The organism is Arthrobacter sp. MDT2-16 (assembly GCF_054510925.1).
Genome location: NZ_JBTNDP010000010.1, coordinates 80,302 through 98,643, shown reverse-complemented (window position 1 = coordinate 98,643; position 18,342 = coordinate 80,302). Strand labels below are relative to the sequence as shown.

Annotated in this window: 19 protein-coding genes; 13 read left to right on the top strand and 6 right to left on the bottom strand. The window is 70.7% G+C overall.

Annotated elements, in window-relative coordinates; translation table 11 throughout:
• Positions 1 to 84 precede the first annotated feature (84 nt).
• Complete coding sequence (locus ACX80N_RS15925) at positions 85 to 816, top strand: phosphotransferase (RefSeq protein ID WP_459340156.1); 732 nt, start codon at positions 85 to 87, stop codon at positions 814 to 816.
• A 63-nt stretch (positions 817 to 879) separates the two neighbouring features.
• On the opposite strand, the gene ACX80N_RS15920 is transcribed toward ACX80N_RS15925, so the two are convergent.
• On the bottom strand, positions 880 to 1,755 hold the full coding sequence (locus ACX80N_RS15920; protein WP_459340155.1) for an alanyl-tRNA editing protein: 876 nt from the start codon (positions 1,753 to 1,755) through the stop codon (positions 880 to 882).
• 55 nt (positions 1,756 to 1,810) lie between these two features.
• Entirely contained in the window at positions 1,811 to 2,293 is a 483-nt protein-coding gene (locus ACX80N_RS15915; protein WP_205753643.1) for an Lrp/AsnC family transcriptional regulator, read from the bottom strand.
• 161 nt (positions 2,294 to 2,454) lie between these two features.
• Between ACX80N_RS15915 and ACX80N_RS15910 the strand changes: the two genes are divergently transcribed.
• The 9 genes from ACX80N_RS15910 to ACX80N_RS15870 all read left to right on the top strand — a co-directional run bounded on the left by ACX80N_RS15910 (position 2,455) and on the right by ACX80N_RS15870 (position 11,174).
• Positions 2,455 to 3,696 (top strand): MFS transporter, encoded by a 1,242-nt coding sequence (locus ACX80N_RS15910; RefSeq protein ID WP_105032804.1) that lies wholly within the window; start codon positions 2,455 to 2,457, stop codon positions 3,694 to 3,696.
• A 70-nt stretch (positions 3,697 to 3,766) separates the two neighbouring features.
• Positions 3,767 to 4,735: an N-acetylglucosamine kinase gene (locus ACX80N_RS15905; protein ID WP_459340154.1), complete on the top strand. Its 969-nt coding sequence runs from the start codon at positions 3,767 to 3,769 to the stop codon at positions 4,733 to 4,735.
• A gap of 256 nt (positions 4,736 to 4,991) precedes the next feature.
• Entirely contained in the window at positions 4,992 to 6,110 is a 1,119-nt protein-coding gene (locus tag ACX80N_RS15900; protein WP_459340160.1) for an ABC transporter ATP-binding protein, read from the top strand.
• Between the two features lie 2 nt (positions 6,111 to 6,112).
• Complete coding sequence (locus ACX80N_RS15895; protein ID WP_459340153.1) at positions 6,113 to 6,802, top strand: ABC transporter permease; 690 nt, start codon at positions 6,113 to 6,115, stop codon at positions 6,800 to 6,802.
• Positions 6,802 to 7,548, top strand: coding sequence for an ABC transporter permease (locus ACX80N_RS15890; protein WP_105032801.1), 747 nt, complete (start codon positions 6,802 to 6,804; stop codon positions 7,546 to 7,548). The genes ACX80N_RS15895 and ACX80N_RS15890 overlap by 1 nt, the downstream gene beginning before the upstream one ends.
• The gene (locus ACX80N_RS15885; protein ID WP_459340152.1) at positions 7,545 to 8,513 is read left to right on the top strand and encodes an ABC transporter substrate-binding protein; all 969 of its coding nucleotides are present in this window, start codon (positions 7,545 to 7,547) and stop codon (positions 8,511 to 8,513) included. Before ACX80N_RS15890 ends, ACX80N_RS15885 begins: the two co-directional genes overlap by 4 nt.
• A 100-nt stretch (positions 8,514 to 8,613) precedes the next feature.
• The gene (locus tag ACX80N_RS15880; RefSeq protein WP_459340151.1) at positions 8,614 to 9,831 is read left to right on the top strand and encodes a pyridoxal phosphate-dependent aminotransferase; all 1,218 of its coding nucleotides are present in this window, start codon (positions 8,614 to 8,616) and stop codon (positions 9,829 to 9,831) included.
• Positions 9,832 to 9,862: 31 nt separating this feature from the next.
• Positions 9,863 to 10,711, top strand: coding sequence for a PPK2 family polyphosphate kinase (locus tag ACX80N_RS15875; protein ID WP_459340150.1), 849 nt, complete (start codon positions 9,863 to 9,865; stop codon positions 10,709 to 10,711).
• A gap of 91 nt (positions 10,712 to 10,802) precedes the next feature.
• On the top strand, positions 10,803 to 11,174 hold the full coding sequence (locus tag ACX80N_RS15870; protein ID WP_459340149.1) for a VOC family protein: 372 nt from the start codon (positions 10,803 to 10,805) through the stop codon (positions 11,172 to 11,174).
• Positions 11,175 to 11,191: 17 nt separating this feature from the next.
• Here the strand turns inward: ACX80N_RS15870 and ACX80N_RS15865 are convergent, their stop codons facing one another.
• From ACX80N_RS15865 to xseA, 3 genes are read right to left on the bottom strand one after another with little or no spacing between them, the layout of a single operon-like run.
• The gene (locus tag ACX80N_RS15865) at positions 11,192 to 11,857 is read right to left on the bottom strand and encodes a class I SAM-dependent DNA methyltransferase (protein ID WP_459340148.1); all 666 of its coding nucleotides are present in this window, start codon (positions 11,855 to 11,857) and stop codon (positions 11,192 to 11,194) included.
• A 5-nt stretch (positions 11,858 to 11,862) separates the two neighbouring features.
• A complete protein-coding gene (locus tag ACX80N_RS15860) occupies positions 11,863 to 12,099 on the bottom strand; it encodes an exodeoxyribonuclease VII small subunit (RefSeq protein WP_459340147.1) in 237 nt (78 codons plus the stop codon).
• On the bottom strand, positions 12,096 to 13,397 hold the full coding sequence (gene xseA / locus ACX80N_RS15855) for an exodeoxyribonuclease VII large subunit (protein WP_459340159.1): 1,302 nt from the start codon (positions 13,395 to 13,397) through the stop codon (positions 12,096 to 12,098). The genes ACX80N_RS15860 and xseA overlap by 4 nt, the downstream gene beginning before the upstream one ends.
• A 215-nt stretch (positions 13,398 to 13,612) precedes the next feature.
• Between xseA and ACX80N_RS15850 the strand changes: the two genes are divergently transcribed.
• Both ACX80N_RS15850 and ACX80N_RS15845 read left to right on the top strand, forming a co-directional pair.
• The gene (locus ACX80N_RS15850; RefSeq protein WP_459340146.1) at positions 13,613 to 14,455 is read left to right on the top strand and encodes a hypothetical protein; all 843 of its coding nucleotides are present in this window, start codon (positions 13,613 to 13,615) and stop codon (positions 14,453 to 14,455) included.
• Positions 14,456 to 14,516: 61 nt separating this feature from the next.
• On the top strand, positions 14,517 to 15,614 hold the full coding sequence (locus ACX80N_RS15845; protein ID WP_459340145.1) for a 4-hydroxy-3-methylbut-2-enyl diphosphate reductase: 1,098 nt from the start codon (positions 14,517 to 14,519) through the stop codon (positions 15,612 to 15,614).
• A gap of 125 nt (positions 15,615 to 15,739) precedes the next feature.
• Here the strand turns inward: ACX80N_RS15845 and ACX80N_RS15840 are convergent, their stop codons facing one another.
• On the bottom strand, positions 15,740 to 17,074 hold the full coding sequence (locus ACX80N_RS15840) for a DNA recombination protein RmuC (RefSeq protein ID WP_459340144.1): 1,335 nt from the start codon (positions 17,072 to 17,074) through the stop codon (positions 15,740 to 15,742).
• Between the two features lie 84 nt (positions 17,075 to 17,158).
• Here ACX80N_RS15840 and ychF point away from each other — a divergent pair, with 84 nt between their 5' ends.
• Positions 17,159 to 18,244 carry a redox-regulated ATPase YchF gene (gene ychF, locus ACX80N_RS15835; RefSeq protein WP_459340143.1) on the top strand — a complete coding sequence of 362 codons (1,086 nt, stop codon included), beginning with the start codon at positions 17,159 to 17,161 and terminating at the stop codon, positions 18,242 to 18,244.
• The last annotated feature ends 98 nt before the right edge of the window (positions 18,245 to 18,342 follow it).

Sequence of the window (18,342 nt, the reverse complement as noted above, 5' to 3'; positions counted from 1 at the left end):
TTGTCGGGGGGGGGGGGGTCTAGCTTCGCTCTGTGGGGTTCGCCCCCCCCCCCCCCCCCCCCACCACTGGCCGCGAAGCACCGCATGCTGCGCGCGGCAGGCGTCCCCGCGCCCCTCCTCGCCGGGGAGCCGGTGCAGGACGTCGTGGTCACGCATCCCGCACCGGGCACCCCGCTCGCCGAACTCCTCATGCGGGACGGTGCGGCCGGCGTCGATCCGCGCCGCCTCGTGCAGGTGCTCACCTCGCTGCCCCCCGCCGTGCTCTCGCTTCCCGTGCGTCCGCCCTGGGCTGCCCGGGTGCGTGACTACGGCGAAGGTGCGGCGGTCGCCCTTCCGGCGCGAGCGGCCCGCATCCGTCGTCTCGCGGCAGGCATCGACGATGTCGTCCGCTCGAGCGACGGCGGTCCGCTCGTGCCCACCCACGGCGATTTCTACGAGGGCAACCTCCTGATCACCGATGGTGCTGTGACGGGGCTGCTGGACGTCGATGCGCTCGGACCGGGGCGGCTCGTGGACGACCTCGCCTGCTTCCTCGGGCATGTCGCCGTGCTGCCCGGACTGCACGCAGGTTATGCGCGCGTCCCGCAGGCGCTGCTGCGCTTCCTGCGGGTCTTCGACGAGCACGTGGATCCGGCGGCGCTCAGGAGCAGAGCTGCCGCCGTGAGCCTCACGCTCGTGGCGGGGGCCCGGAGGAGGGGGACCGACGACGGCGGGGCCGCCGAAGCGCTGTCCCGCCTCGAGGTCGCCGAGCAGTTCCTCGCAGACGCCATCGCCCTCGGTCCCTCGGGGACGGCGGGACGATCCGGGCGGAGGTAGGCGGTCCAGGCGCCCGATCCGGGCGTCAGCAGGACCGGCCGGACCGATGGGAGGTCTGCGGGGTCAGGCCGTCGCGGGCACCCCGACCCGCGTGTGCATCAGCAGGACCGGCGTGCCGTCGGCGTCCGTCATATCGAGCCGCACCAGGACCTCGAGTCCGGCCAGGGACGTCAGGTGCGTGCCGCCGCAGGGGATCTCCGCGTGTTCACCCGGCAGGTCGCAGACCCACCGGCGCCGGTCCGTCAGACCCGGCCCGTCCGCCGTGATGCCGATGGAGGCTCCGGTCGCCGTCCACGCCGCGAGCGTCGCATTCACCGCCGCCGCCGTCTCCTCGGGGTCCAGGTCCTCGACCGTGAAACCCTTCCGGCGCAGGGACTTGCCCAGGCGGTAGGTGTCCAGGGATCCAAACTCGCCGATCACCGTGGTGTCGATCGCCAGCGCGTCGAAGTTCGGCGCGCCGAGGGCGTCCGGGGCCACGTCCTTCCTCCAGCGGTCTGCCAGGGCGCGGTTGAGGGCCAGCGAGGCGAGGTGGCAGCCGGTGTGTCCTGCCGAGACGGCCGCGCGGTGGACGGCGTCGACGGAGACCGTGACGTCGTCGCCCTCCGCCGGTCCGTCGCCGTCGGTGAGGTGCACGACGACGAACGCCCAGCCCTCGGTGCCCTTGCGGACGGGTGACTCCGCCCCCAGGTGCAGCGTGGTCCCGTCCGTGGCACCGACCACGCAGTCGGTGACGGGCCAGCTGCGCCCGTCGGAGCCGCGGAGCTCGCCGCGGTCGGCGCCCTGGTCGGGCCACGCGGAGTCGACCGGGTGGAAGGCCGTGGTGTCCAGCAGGACGGCACGGCGGCCGTCCTCGCGGATCTCCACGTGCAGCACCCGGGACGCCGATTCGACGGCGCCGGAGGGGTAGGTGACGCGCGTGTCGGTGGTGGGCAGGGTCATGATGCTCTCCTTGGTGGTATGGGGTCGGGGTGGGGTGGCCTCGACCGGGTGCCGCTCAGTCGTCCGCGGGACGCTGTGCCAGCCGTTCCAGCAGGGGCTCCGTGCGGTACGGGATGTGCTCGTGCAGTGCGAGGACCGTCTCGGTGCGGATGACGCCCTTGATCCTCAGGACCGAGCGCAGGGCGGCCTGCAGGTTGTGGGTGTCGGTCGCGGCCACCCGGCACCAGACATCACCCCGCCCGGAGATCTCGTGCACCTCGAGGACCTGGTCGAGGGTGCGCAGTCCGGCGATCACGCCGTCGAGCTCGCGGTGGGCCACCTCGATGGTGACGAAGGCGATGACGTCGTACCCGAGTGCCTCGAGGTCGAGCTCGCGCCCGCTCGGGCGGAGGATCCCGGCACGGAGCAGCCGGCGGATCCTGCTCTGGGCCGTGTTCCGTGCGACACCGAGCAGCTCGCCGAGCTCGCTCACCTGCGCGCGGGGGTCGCGTACGAGCTCCAGCAGCAGGCGCAGGTCGAGCCGATCCAGCTTGCTCACGAAGCTCACTTCCTGTCAGTCGGCATCATCGGTGTTGCGCACGCCGCTCAAAAGGCAGCATCGGATCGCTACAGGACGTGCAGTCGACCCCATCCTATAGAGGGCGGCACACGGGCGCGCCCGGAAGGCGCCTGGTCCTGGCGCCGCGAAGGAGGAGTGGGATGAGCGTTCTCAACGAGCTGCGCATGAGGCCGGCGTCCGTCGGGCACCGCAGCTGGGACGCCTCCCTCGCCGTCCGCCTGGCGCTCGCGGTCACCGTGATCTCCACCCTCCTGGTCGGAGCCAACCTCGCCACCCCCATCTACCCGCTCATCCAGGCCGAACTCGGGCTGACACCCTTCGCCGTCACCGTCGCCTTCGCTTCCTACGTCATGGCGCTGATCGGCGGGCTGGTCCTGGCGGGCCACTGGTCGGACCACATCGGCCGGCGCGCGGCACTGGTGCTCGCCGTCGTGCTCGGGCTGCTCGGCGCCGCGCTGTTCGCCGCCGCCACGTCGCTGCCGATGCTGGCGGCCGGACGCGCCCTGCAGGGCGGGGCCGTGGCCCTCGCCACGGGCGCGAGTGCCGCCGCTCTCCGTGACCTGCTGCCCACGCGGCCCGACTGGGCGTCCCGCTTCACCCTGATGGCCTCCGCGGGGGGCGTCGCGGCCGGGCCCGTGATCGGTGGACTCCTGTCGCTCCTGCCCGCCCCCACCAGGACGCCTTTCCTCGTCTACCTCGTGGTGCTCGCGAGCCTCCTCGTGCCACTCGTGCTGCTGCGCGCGCGTCCCGCCATCAAGCCCGCGGTGGAGCAGAACCCCCTCGCGGTGCTGCGTCCCCGCCGACCGGCGGTGTCCCGGGATGCGCGCCGGTCCTTCTGGACCGCATCGGCCGTCGGGTTCCTCAGTTTCGCCGTCTTCGGCTTCACGCTGAGTCTGGCGCCCACCTGGTTCGCAGGGATCGCGGATACCACCTCGCGGCCGCTCATCGGAGTCCTCGCAGCGCTCGTGCTCGGATCCTCCGCGGTCAGCCAGGTCCTGTCGCCCCGCGGGCGTCTCGTGGTGCCGCTGGGCCTCGCGGGCATGGCGCTGGGTGTCGGGCTCCTGCCCGTCGCCGGTGCCACGGGCAGCCTGCCCCTGCTCGTCGGTGCATGCATCACGGCCGGGTTCGGGCAGGGGATGGCCTTCCGGGTGGTCTTCAACGAGGTGTCCGTGACGGTGGATCCGGCACTGCACGCGCAGACGGTGAGCGCCGTGTACGTGCTCACCTACCTCGGCAGCGCCGTCCCGGTGCTCGGCCTCGGTGCGGCGGCGGGCATCTGGGGCCTGGACGCGTCGGTGACCGTCTTCGCGCTCGCGATCGCCGGGGTGTGTGCGGTCCTCGCCACAGGCTCGCTGGTGGTCCGCCGCCGCAGCGCCCGCTAGGGCGCTCGTCACCCTGCCGGTCGACGGCGTCGCGCTGCCGGGGAGCGCAGCCTGTTTGTACCCTGTACACATGTCGAAAAGCTCCCCGCCTCCGTCCGCCGCCCCGATCGGCTCCGGCCCGGCTCAGGAAGCGACGGGGGTCGCGGAGGGGGGCGACAAGCTCGTCGTGGGCCTCGACATCGGCGGCTCGAAGACGCACGGAGCCCTCTGGCGCAACGGGGATCTGGTCGCCGAGGCCCGCGCCGGAAGCGCCAACGTGCAGAACGTGACCGCCGACGAGGCCGCATGCAGCCTCCGCGAGCTCTTCGGCGAGCTCCTGCCGGACGACGGGGCGCGCAGCATCGGGCGTGTCGTCGCCGGCTCCGGCGGCGTGGACACCGGCGCCGATGCCGACCGCCTCCGTGCCCTGATCGCGCCGCACGCCCCGGGGGCGCTGATCGAGGTCATCCACGACACGCGGCTCATCCTCGCCGCCGGGGGAGCGCGGACCGGGATCGCCGTCATCGCCGGCACCGGCTCGGTGGCCTGGGGTGTCACGGCGGACGGGCGCGAGGCACGCTCCGGCGGCTGGGGCTACCTGCTGGGCGACGAGGGCAGCGGCTACTGGGTGGCCCGCGAAGCGGTGCGACGGGCACTGCACCGGCACGACGTCGGGCTCCTGCCCGACACCCTCGACGCCGCGGTCCTGGCGCTCAATGCCGTCACCACGCCCACCGAACTGATCGGGCTCTTCCACTCCGGGACGGGGCGCACCTACTGGGCGGCGCAGTCGCGGGCCGTCTTCGACGCCGCCCAGGACGGTCACGGCGACGCGGCGGCCATCCTCGACCGTGCGGCCGACGACATCACGCGCCTCGTCCTCGACGTCGCATCCGTGATCGGCGTCCCCGGTCCCGTGGTCCTGGGTGGGGGGCTCGCCACGCACCAGCCGGACCTGCAGTCGCGCCTCCGGGACCGCCTCGCCGCCGCGGGCACGGACGACGTCGTGTTCCTCGCCGGTGATCCCGTGATGGGCGTCCGCTTCCTCGCCGACGGGTAGCAACCCGCCAAGCGGCCCCGAGCAGCGCTGATGCAGCACACATCCGCTACCCATATGGGGTCGTGTCCGCTCCGAACTCATGGTTAGACTCAGAACCTCCGACAGCTTGAACCGACCGCTGCGCCCCCGCCCAGCGGCCCGGACGGCAAGCCGGAGCCGCATCCCCTGCGGTCCGCGGGCGTAGCCCGGCCGAGAAGCTCCTGCCAGGAAAGGCGCAGCTGCCATGACACCCGCCGAGCAGGCCTCCGGCCGCCCCATGATCGAGTTCCGCGACGTCACCAAGACCTACGACGGCGGACGCCCCGCCGTCGACGACCTCAGCATGGAGATCGACCGCGGCAGGATCACCGTGTTCGTCGGCCCGTCGGGCTGCGGAAAGACCACCTCCCTGCGCATGATCAACCGGATGGTGGAACCGACCTCCGGGCAGATCCTCCTCGACGGGCAGGACGTGAGCCGGCAGAAGGCCGCGGAGCTGCGGCGCTCCATGGGCTACGTCATGCAGTCCTCGGGATTGCTGCCGCACCGGTCGGTCCTCGACAACATCGCCACCGTCCCCCGCCTCAACGGCGTCCCGAAGACCGAGGCACGCAGGCGTGCGCAGGAGCTGCTCGACGTCGTCGGCCTCGCCTCCGAGCTGGGCCGCCGCTATCCCGGGCAGCTCTCGGGCGGGCAGCAGCAACGCGTCGGCGTGGCCCGCGCCCTTGCCGCCGATCCGCCCGTGCTCCTCATGGACGAGCCCTTCAGCGCGGTGGACCCCGTGGTCCGCGCCGAACTGCAGGAGGAGCTGCTGCGCCTGCAGCGCGACCTCGCCAAGACGATCGTCTTCGTCACCCACGACATCGACGAGGCCACCATCCTCGGGGACAGGGTCGCCGTGTTCGCCGTCGGCGGGCGCCTCGCGCAGTACGCCGCCCCCGAGGAGATCCTGCGGGCCCCGGTGGACGACTTCGTGGCCGGCTTCGTGGGCCGCGACCGCGGGTTCCGCCACCTCTCCTTCCAGGAGGGCGACGGCGTCGCCATCCACCCCGTCGAGACCATCGACGCGGAGAGCCTCGCGGACCCGACGGTGTCCGTACGCTCCCCGTGGACCCTGCTGGTCGACGCGGAGGGGCGCCCGCACGGCTGGGTCCCGCAGGCCACCCGCGGCAACATCACCCGGCAGGCTCAGGCCGTGCCGGGTGGATCGCTCTACACCCGCGGCGACTCCCTGCGCCGCGCGCTCGACGCCGCCCTGTCCTCGCCGTCGGGCCTCGGTGTGGCGGTCGACGACGACGGGCGCGCCGTCGGTGTGGTCCGGGCGGCCGAGGTCTTCGAACTCATCGAGGCCGCCCGCCTGGACCGGGGCCGCGCCCAGCACGACACGGCGGTCTGATCATGGACTGGTTCCTCTCCAACCTCGACTTCATCTGGCTGCACACGCGCCTGCACCTCGTCCAGGCGATCGTCCCGCTGGTCCTCGGAGTCCTGGCCGCCGTGCCGCTCGCCCAGCTCGCCCGGCTCAACCCGGTGGTCGGATCGGTGCTGCTGACCGGTTCGTCGATCCTCTACACCATCCCGTCGCTGGCGATGTTCGTGTTCCTCCCCGTGGTCCTCGGGACCCGGGTGATCGATCCCGTCAACGTGATCGTGGCGCTGTCCGTCTACGCCTTCTCCCTGCTCGTCCGGTCCACGCTCGATGCCCTCGACTCGATCGACGACGGCGTCCGGCAGGCCGCCGTCGCCATGGGGTACACGCCCGTGCGCCGGTTCCTCACCGTGGACCTCCCGCTGTCCCTGCCCGTGCTGTTCGCCGGGCTGCGCGTGGTCTCGGTCACCAACATCTCCCTGGTCAGCGTGGGCGCGCTCATCGGGGTGCCCAGCCTCGGGACGCTGTTCACCGACGGTCTGTTCCGCTCCTTCCCCACGGAGATCGCCGTCGGGATCGCCATCATCCTCCTGCTGGCCCTCGTCCTGGACCTCCTCCTCGTGCTCGTCGAACGCCTGCTGACACCCTGGACGCGCAACGCCGGTGGAGGCAGGCCGGGCAGCGTCGTCGCACTCGAGGCGAAGGTGGCGGGCGCCTGATGGAGTACTCGAGCACCAACCTCTTCGTGCAGATGTGGGAGTGGCTGAGCGCCCCCGCGAACTGGGAGGGCTCGCGCGGCATACCCACGCGCGTCCTCGAGCACCTGGGCTACACGGGGCTGACCCTGCTGATAGCCCTCGCGATCGCCGTGCCGATCGGACTCTACGTCGGCCACACCGGACGCGGGCGCGTCGTCATCGTCTCCGGCGTCGGCATCCTCCGGGCCCTGCCGACGCTCGGCATGGTGTTCCTGTTCGTGCTGCTCGCGGGCCTGGGACTCATGCCGCCCATCTGGGCGCTCGTCCTGCTCGCCGTCCCGCCCCTGCTGAGCGGCATCTACGCCGGCATCTCGTCCGTGAACCGGACCGTGGTGGACGCCGCGCGGAGCATGGGCATGACGGAGCGGCAGGTCCTGTTCCGGGTCGAGGTGCCCAACGGGCTACAGGTGATCCTCGGGGGAGTGCGCGCAGCGGTCCTGCAGGTCATCGCGACCGCGGCCGTCGTCGCGTTCATCAACCTCGGCGGGCTCGGGGTGTTCCTCGTGGAGGGCACCCAGCTCGCCGACTACGGGCGCCTGTTCGGCGGCGCCGTCGTCATCACCGTCCTCGCGATCGCCGTCGATCTGCTGCTGGGACTGGTCCAGAGATTCGCCATCCCGCCCGGACTCCGTACGTCCGGCGCGGGGAGGGCCCAGGGATCTGGCCGGCAGAAAGCCGTCGCCAGCGCACAAGGAGGAACACCATGAAGAACCTGTCACCGCACCGCGCCACACGGCGCGCTCTGATGGGACTGGCGGGCGGCCTGACGGCCGCGCTGGCGTTGACCGCCTGCGGCGCCAACAGCGACCCCCAGGGTGAACCGGAGAGCACCGCGAGCGCCGCCGGCGGCTCCGTCGTCGTCGGTTCGGCGGACTTCCCCGAGAGCCAGATCATCGCGGAGATCTACGCCGGGGCACTCGAGGCCGCCGGGGTCGAGGCGACCACGAAGCTCAGCATCGGCTCGCGCGAGATCTACTACACGGCCCTCGAGGACGGATCGATCGACATCATGCCGGAATACGGCGGCAACCTGCTGCTGTTCGCCGATCCCGAGGCGACGGCCGCCTCCGCCGAGGACATCCTCGCGGCCCTGCCGGACGCGCTCGCCGCGAAGTCGCCCGACGTGGAGCTGGGCGTGCTCGAACCCTCGGAGGCCGAGGACAAGGATGCGCTCGTCGTCACGGCGGCCACGGCCGAGAAGTACAACCTCGAGTCCCTCGAGGACCTCGCGAAGGTCTGCGGCGAGATCACCATCGGCGCCCCGAGCACGTTCCAGGAGCGCGCCTACGGCCTGCCGGGCCTCAAGGAGAAGTACAACTGCGAACCCGGCGGCTTCGAGGCGATCAACGACGGCGGCGGCGACATCACGCTGCAGGCCCTGCTGAACGACGACGTGCAGGCGGCGGACATCTACACCACGACGCCGTCCATCCAGGACAACGACCTCGTGGTCCTCGAGGACCCCGAGAACAACTTCATCGCCCAGCAGGTGCTGCCGCTCGTCAACACCGGGACCGTCAGCAGCCAGGCGCAGGAGACCCTCAACAAGGTGTCGGCCGAGCTGACCACCGAGGACCTCCTCTCGCTCAATCGCGAGGTCAGCGGATCCGAGAAGCGGAACCCCGCGGATGCGGCGGCCGACTGGCTCAAGGAGAAGGGGCTCGCCGGCTAGTCCAGCGGTTCCCGGTTATTCCTCAGGGGCCCGGTGCCCGGCATCGACATGCCGCGTCCCGGGCCCCTGCTCCGGGCCCCGGCTGTGGCATCCTGATCCAATGGCCACCTACAAGCAGTCGGAAAAGCTCCGTAACGTCCTCTACGACATCCGGGGGCCGCTGCTCGAACACGCCATGACCATGGAGGCCCAGGGCCACCGGATCCTCAAGCTCAACATCGGCAACCCGGCGCCCTTCGGCTTCGAGGCCCCCGACGCGATCCTCGTGGACATGATCCGCAACCTGCCCAAGTCGCAGGGCTACAGCGACTCCCGGGGCATCTTCTCGGCGCGCACCGCCGTCGTGCAGTACTACCAGGGCCGCGGCATCCACTCGATCGACGTCGACGACGTGTACCTCGGCAACGGCGTCAGCGAACTCATCACCCTCTCCATGCAGGCCCTGCTCAACGCCGGCGACGAGATCCTCATCCCCACGCCGGACTACCCGCTCTGGACGGCCTCCGTGGCGCTCGCCAGCGGCACGCCCGTGCACTACCTCTGCGACGAGGACAACCACTGGTGGCCGGACCTCGAGGACATGGCCTCCAAGATCACCCCGAACACCCGGGGCATCGTGCTGATCAACCCGAACAACCCCACGGGATCGGTCTACCCCCGGTCCGTCCTCGAGGCGATCGTGCGCCTCGCCCGCGAGCACGGGCTCATCATCTTTGCCGACGAGATCTACGAGAAGATCCTCTACGACGACGCCGTGCACATCAATGCGGCCTCCGTCACGGGCGACGACGTGCTCTGCCTCACGTTCAGCGGGCTGTCCAAGGCCTACCGCATCGCCGGCTTCCGCAGCGGCTGGATGGCGATCTCGGGTCCGAAGCGGGACGCCGCGAACTACGTCGAGGGCATCAACCTCCTCGCCAACATGCGCCTGTGCGCCAACGTGCCGGCGCAGCACGCCATCCAGACGGCACTCGGCGGCTACCAGAGCATCAACGACCTCATCCTGCCCGGGGGGCGCCTGAAGCAGCAGCGCGACAAGGCCGCGCAGATGCTCAACGCGATCGACGGCGTGAGCTGCGAGGTGGCGCAGGGCGCGCTGTATCTCTTCCCGAAGCTGGACCCCGAGGTCTACCCCATCAAGGACGACGAGAAGTTTGCCCTGGACCTCCTGAAGCAGCAGAAGATCCTGATCTCGCACGGCAGCGCCTTCAACTGGGTGCACACCGACCACTTCCGGATGGTGACGCTGCCGAGCGTGGAGGTCATCGAGGACGCCATCGGACGGCTCGCCGACTTCCTCTCGACCTACAAGCCCTGACACCCGCCGCAGACCGATAGCAGGAGGAAGCATGCCCGCCACCGCCACCACCGATTTCCGGCACCTCCTCCTGGCGGGGCCGGACTTCTCGCTCGCGTCCGTGGACCCGCACTCCACGCCGGGGTTCGACGGCGGCAAGGAGCAGGGCAAGGCGGCGCTCGCCGCCGGTGCGGATGCGCTGTCGTCCCTGCAGGAGAAGCTGTTCGCGGAGAGCCGGTCCGGCAGCGAGATGGCCGTGCTGCTCGTGCTGCAGGGGATGGACACCTCGGGCAAGGGCGGGATCGTGCGGCACGTGCTCGGCCTCGTGGACCCGCAGGGCGTCCACCACCACGCCTTCAAGGCGCCCACGGAGGAGGAACGGCAGCACGACTTCCTCTGGCGCATCCGCCGGCAGCTGCCCGGTGCGGGGCTGATCGGGGTCTTCGACCGGTCGCACTACGAGGACGTCCTGGTCCACCGGGTGCGCGGGCTGTCCTCGCCCGCGGAGATCGAGGAACGGTACGCGGCGGTCCAGCAGTTCGAGGCCGACGTCGCCGCCTCCGGTACGCGCCTGCTCAAGGTGATGCTCCACATCGGCAAGGACGAGCAGAAGGCGCGCCTCACCCAGCGGCTCGAGCGCCCGGACAAGTACTGGAAGTACAACCCGGGCGACATCGACGACCGCGTCCGCTGGCAGCAGTACCAGGAGGCGTACCAGGTGGCCATCGAGCGGACGAGCACGCCGGATGCGCCCTGGTACGTGGTGCCCGCGGACCGCAAATGGTACGCACGGCTCGCCGTCCAGCACCTGCTGACCGCCGCTCTGGAGGACATGCAGCTGAGCTGGCCGCGCGCGTCGTTCGACGTCGACGTCGAGAAGCGGCGCCTCGGCGCCACGTGAGGCCGGTCGGCTCGCCGATCGCCCTCCGCGGACCGTTCCTGTCCGCGACCGCTCCTAGTCTTGAGGCTCCATCACCAGCACGGAGGTCATCATGGACTACAGGATCGAACTCATCGGCGTGCCCGTCAGCGACGTGGACCGTTCCATCGCGTTCTACCGGGACCAGGCGGGCTTCGTGCTCGACCATGACCACCGGGTGAGCGAGGGCGTGCGGTTCGTGCAGTTCACGCCGCCGGGCTCCGCCTGTTCCATCGCCTTCGGCGAGGGCATCAGCGACATGGTCCCGGGATCGCTGCGCGGCATCCAGGTGGTCGTGGCGGATGCGGTGAAAGCGCAGACAGAGCTGATGGAGCGCGGAGTGGCGGCGTCGGACGTCGACGAGCAGCCCTGGGGGAAGTTCGTGTACTTCGCCGACCCGGACGGGAACGCATGGGCCCTGCAGGAGCTGCCCGACCGGAGGTGACGTAGGCGCCTCCGCGACTACCGCCGACCGGATCCCTCTGCCGGCAGGGTGGCGAGGATGATCGCCTGATCGTCCTTCTCCGAGGTCCGCGGCCGGCGGACGAGCGTCGCCTCCGTGGTGAATCCCGCGTCGGCAAGCTGCCGTTGCACCGCACCCGGTTCATGGAGGAACGCGGTGAGAGCGACGTCGTGCCCGTACGCCCGGTGGATCTCGCGTCGTCCGCGGCCGGCCTGGAAGCCCAGAAGCAGGAGGCCGTCGGGTCGCAGCACCCGCGCGAACTCCGCGAGCACCACGGGCAATTCCTCGGGATCGGTGTGGATGACCGAGTACCAGGACAGGACGCCGTCCGCCGAGCCATCAGGCGCGGGTAGCGCCGTGACGGAGCCCTGGAGGAAGTCCTGGTCGGGATGATCGACGCGGGATGTGTCCACCATTCCCTGGGACAGATCCACTCCGGTGTACTGCAGCCCGTGCCTGACCAGGACCGGCGCCATGCGGCCGGCACCACTGCCCGCGTCGATCACGCGGCATCCCGTGGTCCGCGCGACGCGGCCGGCGAAATCGGCGATCATCGCCCGATCGAGGGGCGCCTCGAACCCGTCGTCCGGCAGGGCGGCGGCATAGGTGGCTGCGACGAGGTCGTACGCCGTCGCCGTCCTGCCGGCGCATCCACTCGACCGCACGCGGATTACTGGTCCTCGGCCTTGTCCCGTGCCGCCGCGAGTCTCACCTTCGCGCCCTCGAGCCATGCCTCACAGCGGTCCGCCAGGGCCTCGCCGCGCTCCCACAGCGCGAGGGAGTCCTCGAGGCTTACGCCTCCGGCCTCGAGTCGGGACACGACGGCGACGAGTTCCTCCCGGGCCTGCTCGTAGGACAGCGTGTCGACATCGGGGCGCTGTGGTGCCTGGGTGTTGTTCTCGGTCATGCCGGCTTCCTCTCTTGACGGCCCGCTTCCGGGCCCTGTTCTGTCCGGGCGACGGCCCCGAACTGTCCACCAGCGACGCGGATTCGCAGGACGTCCCCGGTCCCGACGTCGTCGGGCTCCCGGACCACGTGTCCGTCGGCGGTCTGCACGACGGCGTACCCGCGGTCGAGGGTCTTCTGGGGGGAGAGGGACCGCACGCGTTCGCGCAGGTGGTGGATCGCGTCGGCATCCCGCTCGACGGCGGCGGAGGTGCTCCGCAGCGCCCGGGATCGGAGGCGCTCGACGTCGGCCTCACGCACGTCGACCATCCCTTCCGGCTTCGCCAGGGACGGCCGGGACCGCAGGTTCGCCAGGCTCTCGCTCTCGCGATGCACGAGCAGCCGGATGGAGCGTTCGAGTGCCGCCCGGGCCTGCCGGATCCTGCCGAGCTCCTCGGTGACATCGGGAACCACGCGCTTGGCCGCGTCGGTGGGCGTCGAGGCACGCAGATCGGCCACCTCGTCGAGCAGGGGTCGGTCGGCCTCGTGGCCGATCGCGCTGACCACGGGGGTCCTGGCCATCGAGACGGCCCGGACGAGCGATTCATCGCTGAACGGCAGGAGATCCTCGAGGGCGCCTCCGCCGCGGGCGATGATGATGACGTCGACCTGCGGGTGGGCGTCCAGCTCAGCGAGCGCCGCGGACACCTGGGCCACGCTGCTCACGCCCTGGACCGCGACCTCGCGCACCTCGAACTCGACGGCGGGCCACCGCAGCGCGGCGTTGCGCATGACGTCCTTCATCGCGTCCGAGTCGCGACCCGTGATGAGCCCGATCCGGTGGGGCAGGAGGGGCAGCGGCTTCTTGCGCCCCACCGCGAAGAGCCCCTCGGCGGCCAGCGCCTGCCGCAGGCGTTCGATGCGCGCGAGGAGGTCGCCGATACCCACGGGCCGGATGTCGATGGTCTGCATCGAGAGCCGCCCGGTCTTGACCCAGAAGTCGGGCTTGAGGCGGGCGACAACCCGCGATCCCCGCTCCAGGGGAGAGGACACCCGGTCCATCACCGAGCCGAACACGGACAGGGAGAGGGACACCTCCGAGTCGACGTCGCGCAGCGTGATGTAGCACATGCTCGCGCGGCGGTTCAGCTCGATGACCTGTCCCTCGACCCACGCCGCCGGGGCGCGTTCGATGTGCGCCTTCAGCTTCTCGGAGAGCAGGTGCAGCGGCCACGGCGCATCGGGCGAGGTCTCGGCCGCCGTCGCGGGGATCGTGGACGAGCGCGGCGCCTCATCGGCGCCCGCGGACGGCGCGCGCATTCCCTCGCTCGTCATGACCGTCCTGTCCGCGGGGAGGCCCATGATCCCGCTTCCGCTGCTCGAAAGTGCACTGTTCATCTCTACCATCCCCGACCCACAGCCCATCGCCCGGGGCGGCCATGTGCAGTGCCGGGAGGGACCGGGGCCGGGGACGGCCGTGCCCCCGGATCAGGGAACCGGCATAATCGTGCCTTCGACCTCCATCTAAGGATTCCATGCGGACCCTCCTCTCTGCCCTCCTGGGCCTTCTCGCGCTCGTTGCCGCCGCCGGAGGTCTGTCATCGGCCTGGCTCCACGAGAACCTCGTGGAGGAATCCGGGTTCATCGCGCTCGCGGCTCCCCTCGCGGAGGACGCCGTCTTCCAGACGGCGCTCTCGGAGTCGCTCGTGCAGGAGGTCACGGCCAACACCGGGCTGCCGGAACAGGTGCAGTCCTTCGTGGAACCGCTCATCCGGGACGCCGCCGGCGCTGTCACCGGTTCCTCCCGCTACCCGGGAGCGTGGACGGAGACACTACGGCTGTCCCATGCCGTCACGTTCGCGCAGGCGCCCGGACCCTTGGAAGCGGCGCCGGCGATCCTGACCCTCGACCTCGGACCGGTGCTCGGTCTCGTCGCGGAGAGCGTGGGCGGCAGCGTGGGCGTGGACGTGCCCCTCCCGCAGGACACCACGATCGAGGTGGGATCCCTCGAGCGCGGCGGCCTGCTGAGCGGCATCGCCCAGGCTGTGGAGCCCTGGCGGCTGTACCTCGCGGGCGCCGCAGTGCTCGGGGTGCTCGCTCTGCTGGTTGCGCGGCGGCGCGGTACCACCCTCGCGCTGCTGGGGCTCGGGATCATCGGAATCGGCATGCTCGGGCTGCTCGCGGCGGCGTGGGTTCCTGCAGCTGCCGCCACCGTCCCCGGGACGAGCGCCATCGCGGACGTGTTCATCGGGGGCCTCGCGGATAGGGCCGGGGCGGACATCGCGGTCTCGAGCACGCCCGTGATCGTCGCGGGAATCATCGGGCTCGTTCTCGGCGTCGTCGGGCGGCTCGCATCCGGTCGGCGCCGTAGGGCTTAGCTCACAGCGGAGTACGGACGGATCAGCGGGCCGCGGACAGCCGACCCGGTAGAATCGGGGAATGACCAGTACCACCGTTCAGGTCCCCATGCCCACCATCCCGCGCAGGCGTCGCTCCCCGGAGGACGTGCTCGCCGCCGCGCCGGTAGCGGGGGAGAAGAAGGTACTGCTCGCCGCCCCCCGCGGGTACTGTGCCGGCGTGGACCGTGCCGTCATCGCCGTCGAGAAGGCGCTGGAGCACTACGGACCGCCGGTGTACGTCCGGAAGCAGATCGTGCACAACCTGCACGTCGTCTCCACGCTCGAGGCGAAGGGCGCCGTCTTCGTCGACGAGACCGACGAGGTCCCCGAGGGTGCACTCGTGGTGTTCTCCGCCCACGGTGTGTCACCCGCCGTCGTCCAGTCCGCCAAGGACCGCGGCCTGCGCACGATCGACGCCACCTGCCCGCTGGTGACCAAGGTGCACCGTGAGGCCCAGCGCTTCGCCCGCGACGACTTCGACATCCTCCTGATCGGCCACGAGGGCCACGAGGAAGTGGAGGGCACCGCCGGCGAGGCCCCCGACCACATCCAGATCGTCAACGGGCCGGAGGACGTCGACAAGGTCCAGGTACGCGACCCGGAGCGGCTCATCTGGCTCTCCCAGACCACGCTCAGCGTCGACGAGACCATGCTGACCGTGAATCTGCTCAAGGAGCGCTTCCCGACGCTCCAGGATCCGCCCAGCGACGACATCTGCTACGCCACCTCGAACCGCCAGGCCGCGATCAAGAAGATCGCACCGCAGACCGATCTCGTCATCGTGGTCGGCTCGGCCAATTCCTCGAACTCGGTCCGCCTGGTCGAGGTGGCGCTGGAGTACGGGGCGAAGGCGTCGTACCGGGTGGACTTCGCGAACGAGGTGGACGAGTCCTGGTTCGAGGGCGTCGCCACCGTCGGCATCTCCTCGGGTGCATCGGTGCCCGAGAACCTCGTCCAGGACGTCCTGCGGCTCCTCGCCGAGTACGGCTACGGTGACGTCGAGGAGGTCGTGACGGCCCAGGAGGACATCATCTTCTCCCTGCCCAAGGAGATCCGTGCGGCGCTGAAGGCCATGGGCGATCCCTCCCAGGGGCGCGGCGGCCGGGGCCAGCTGCAGGACCGCTCGAACCTCAACTGACGGCGGGAGTGCGGCGACGCACCGAGAACGGAACGACGACGGCGGCCCTCCTACCGAGGGGCCGCCGTCGTCGTACAGGAGGGCAGGCTGCTGTCGCCGCCCGGGACGGGCGGTCGTGCGTCGCGTCAGCCGGCCGTCTCCTCGATGAGCTCGTGGGCCGTCAGGGAGCGTGGTGTGGCGTCGATCGCCGCCGCGGCCTGGGCAGGTCCCGTCATCGCTCCGGCACGCTGGGCGCGGGCGGCACCGAGCAGACTGACGTCGGCGCCCGATCCGCCGTCCGCAGCGGTGTCACCGCCGGCCCCTTCCACGGCCGCCTCGACGGCATCGAGGGACGCGGAGTCGAAAGCGCCGATGCGGCGGGCCGTCGGCAGCACCCTCGATTCGAGGGCGCCGACGAAGGAGTTGTAGCGCTCCACCGACGTCTTCAGGGACGTCCCGAGACGCGTGACGTGGCCACCCATGGTGCCGAGGCGTTCGTACAGCTGCTTGGACAGGTCGAACAGCTCGCGGGCGTTGTCGGTGAGGACGGCCTGCCGCCAGCTGAACGCGGCGCCCTTGAGGATGCCCAGGAGCGAGACCGGGGACGCGAGGGCCACACTGCGCGAGAACGCGTAGTCGAGCAGTTCGGGGTCCGCCCGCAGCGCCTCGGAGAGCACGGACTCGACCGGGATGAAGCAGATGACGAGTTCGGGTGAGTTCGCGGCGCCTTCCCAGTACTTCTTCCGGGCCAGGGCGTCGACGTGTGCCCGCAGCGCCTTCGAATGCTGTTTCAGCAGATCGCTGCGACGGGCGTCGACATCGCCCCGCTCGTCCGATGCCCCCGACAGCTCCTGGGCCGCGAGGAAGGCGCTGAGGGGGACCTTGGCGTCGATCACGAGCTGCTTGTCGCCGGGCAGCTGGACGACCATGTCCGGCCGCGAGCGCTCGCCCTCGTCCCCTGCGGCGAAGGACACCTGCTCGAGGAAGTCGACGCGCGAGAGCATGCCGGCCGCCTCCACGACGCGCCGCAGCTGCACCTCGCCCCACTGGCCGCGCGCGCTGTTGCTGCGCAGCGCCCCCGCGAGGGAGGAGGTGGTCGAGAGCAGCAGGGCATCCGCCTCTCGCGACTCCTCGAGCTGCCGTGCGAGCTGCCCGTACTGCTCCACGCGGTCCCGCTCGAGCAGCCCGACCTGCCGCTGCACCTGCGTCAGCTTCTCCGCCACCGGGGCGAGGGCCCGCAGGACGTCGTTGTCGATGGACGTCCTGCCCGTCAGCTCGCGGTTGTGCTGCTGCAGGAGGTCGCGCTGGGCCGCGGCGGCCGCGAGGTCCGTCGTCGTCCTCCCGAGACGCGCGGTCGCGTCGTCGAGCTCCATACGCAGCTCCTCCGCTCGTAGCCGCAGGCTGCGGTACACCAGGAACGCGCCGACGGCGCAGCCCAGGACGAAGGCGAGCAGGACGAGGAGGACGGCTGTGGTGCTCATGCCCACACTGTCGCAGGAACCGCCGACATTCACGCACGTCCCCGCCGCCGGGCGGCGCGTCGGCGCCCGGTAGACTTGTCTCCCGTGGCTCTTACTATCGGCATCGTCGGACTGCCCAACGTCGGCAAATCAACACTCTTCAACGCGCTGACGCGCAACAACGTCCTGGCGGCGAACTACCCGTTCGCGACCATCGAGCCGAACGTCGGCGTCGTCAACCTCCCCGATCCGCGCCTGGCGCAGCTCGCCGAGGTCTTCGGGTCGAAGCAGATCCTGCCGGCGACAGTCTCCTTCGTGGACATCGCGGGCATCGTGAAGGGTGCCTCGGAGGGTGAGGGCCTCGGCAACCAGTTCCTCGCCAACATCCGTGAGGCCGAGGCGATCGCCCAGGTCATCCGCGTCTTCGACGACCCCGACGTCATCCACGTGGACGGCAAGGTGGACCCGCGCTCGGACATGGAGACCATCAACACGGAACTGATCCTCGCCGACCTGCAGACGCTCGAGAAGGCCATCCCGCGCGTCGAGAAGGAAGTGAAGATCAAGAAGCGTGAGGCCGCGCAGCTCAGCGCCATGCAGGCCGCGCAGTCCGTCCTCGAGCGCGGCGACACCATCTTCTCGTCCGTCGCGAGCGACAAGCTCGAGATGGAACACCTCCGCGAGCTCAGCCTGCTCACGGCCAAGCCGTTCATCTACGTCTTCAACGTCGACGACGCCGTCCTCGGCAGCCCCGAGCGCCAGGAGGAGCTGCGGCAGCTCGTGGCCCCTGCCGACGCCATCTTCCTCGACGCCAAGCTCGAGGCGGACCTCGTGGAACTCGACGAGGCAGAGGCCCGCGAGATGCTCGAGATGAACGGGCAGGAGGAGTCGGGCCTCGACCAGCTCGCGCGCGTGGGTTTCCACACCCTCGGCCTGCAGACGTACCTCACGGCGGGTCCCAAGGAGAGCCGTGCCTGGACGATCAGGAAGGGCGCGACGGCGCCCGAAGCCGCCGGCGTCATCCACTCCGACTTCCAGCGCGGCTTCATCAAGGCCGAGGTGGTTCATTTCGAGGACCTGATCGGTGCCGGCTCCATGAGCGAGGCGAAGTCCCGCGGCAAGGTCCGCATCGAGGGCAAGGAGTACGTCATGGCCGACGGCGACGTCGTTGAATTCCGATTCAACGTTTAGCTCGATATACCTACGTGCGTTGTCCGAATGACTGGAACATCAGTGTAATTCCGGCTCTGAGGAATTGCTGGCGTAGCCGGCTTGATAGGGCGCCGACA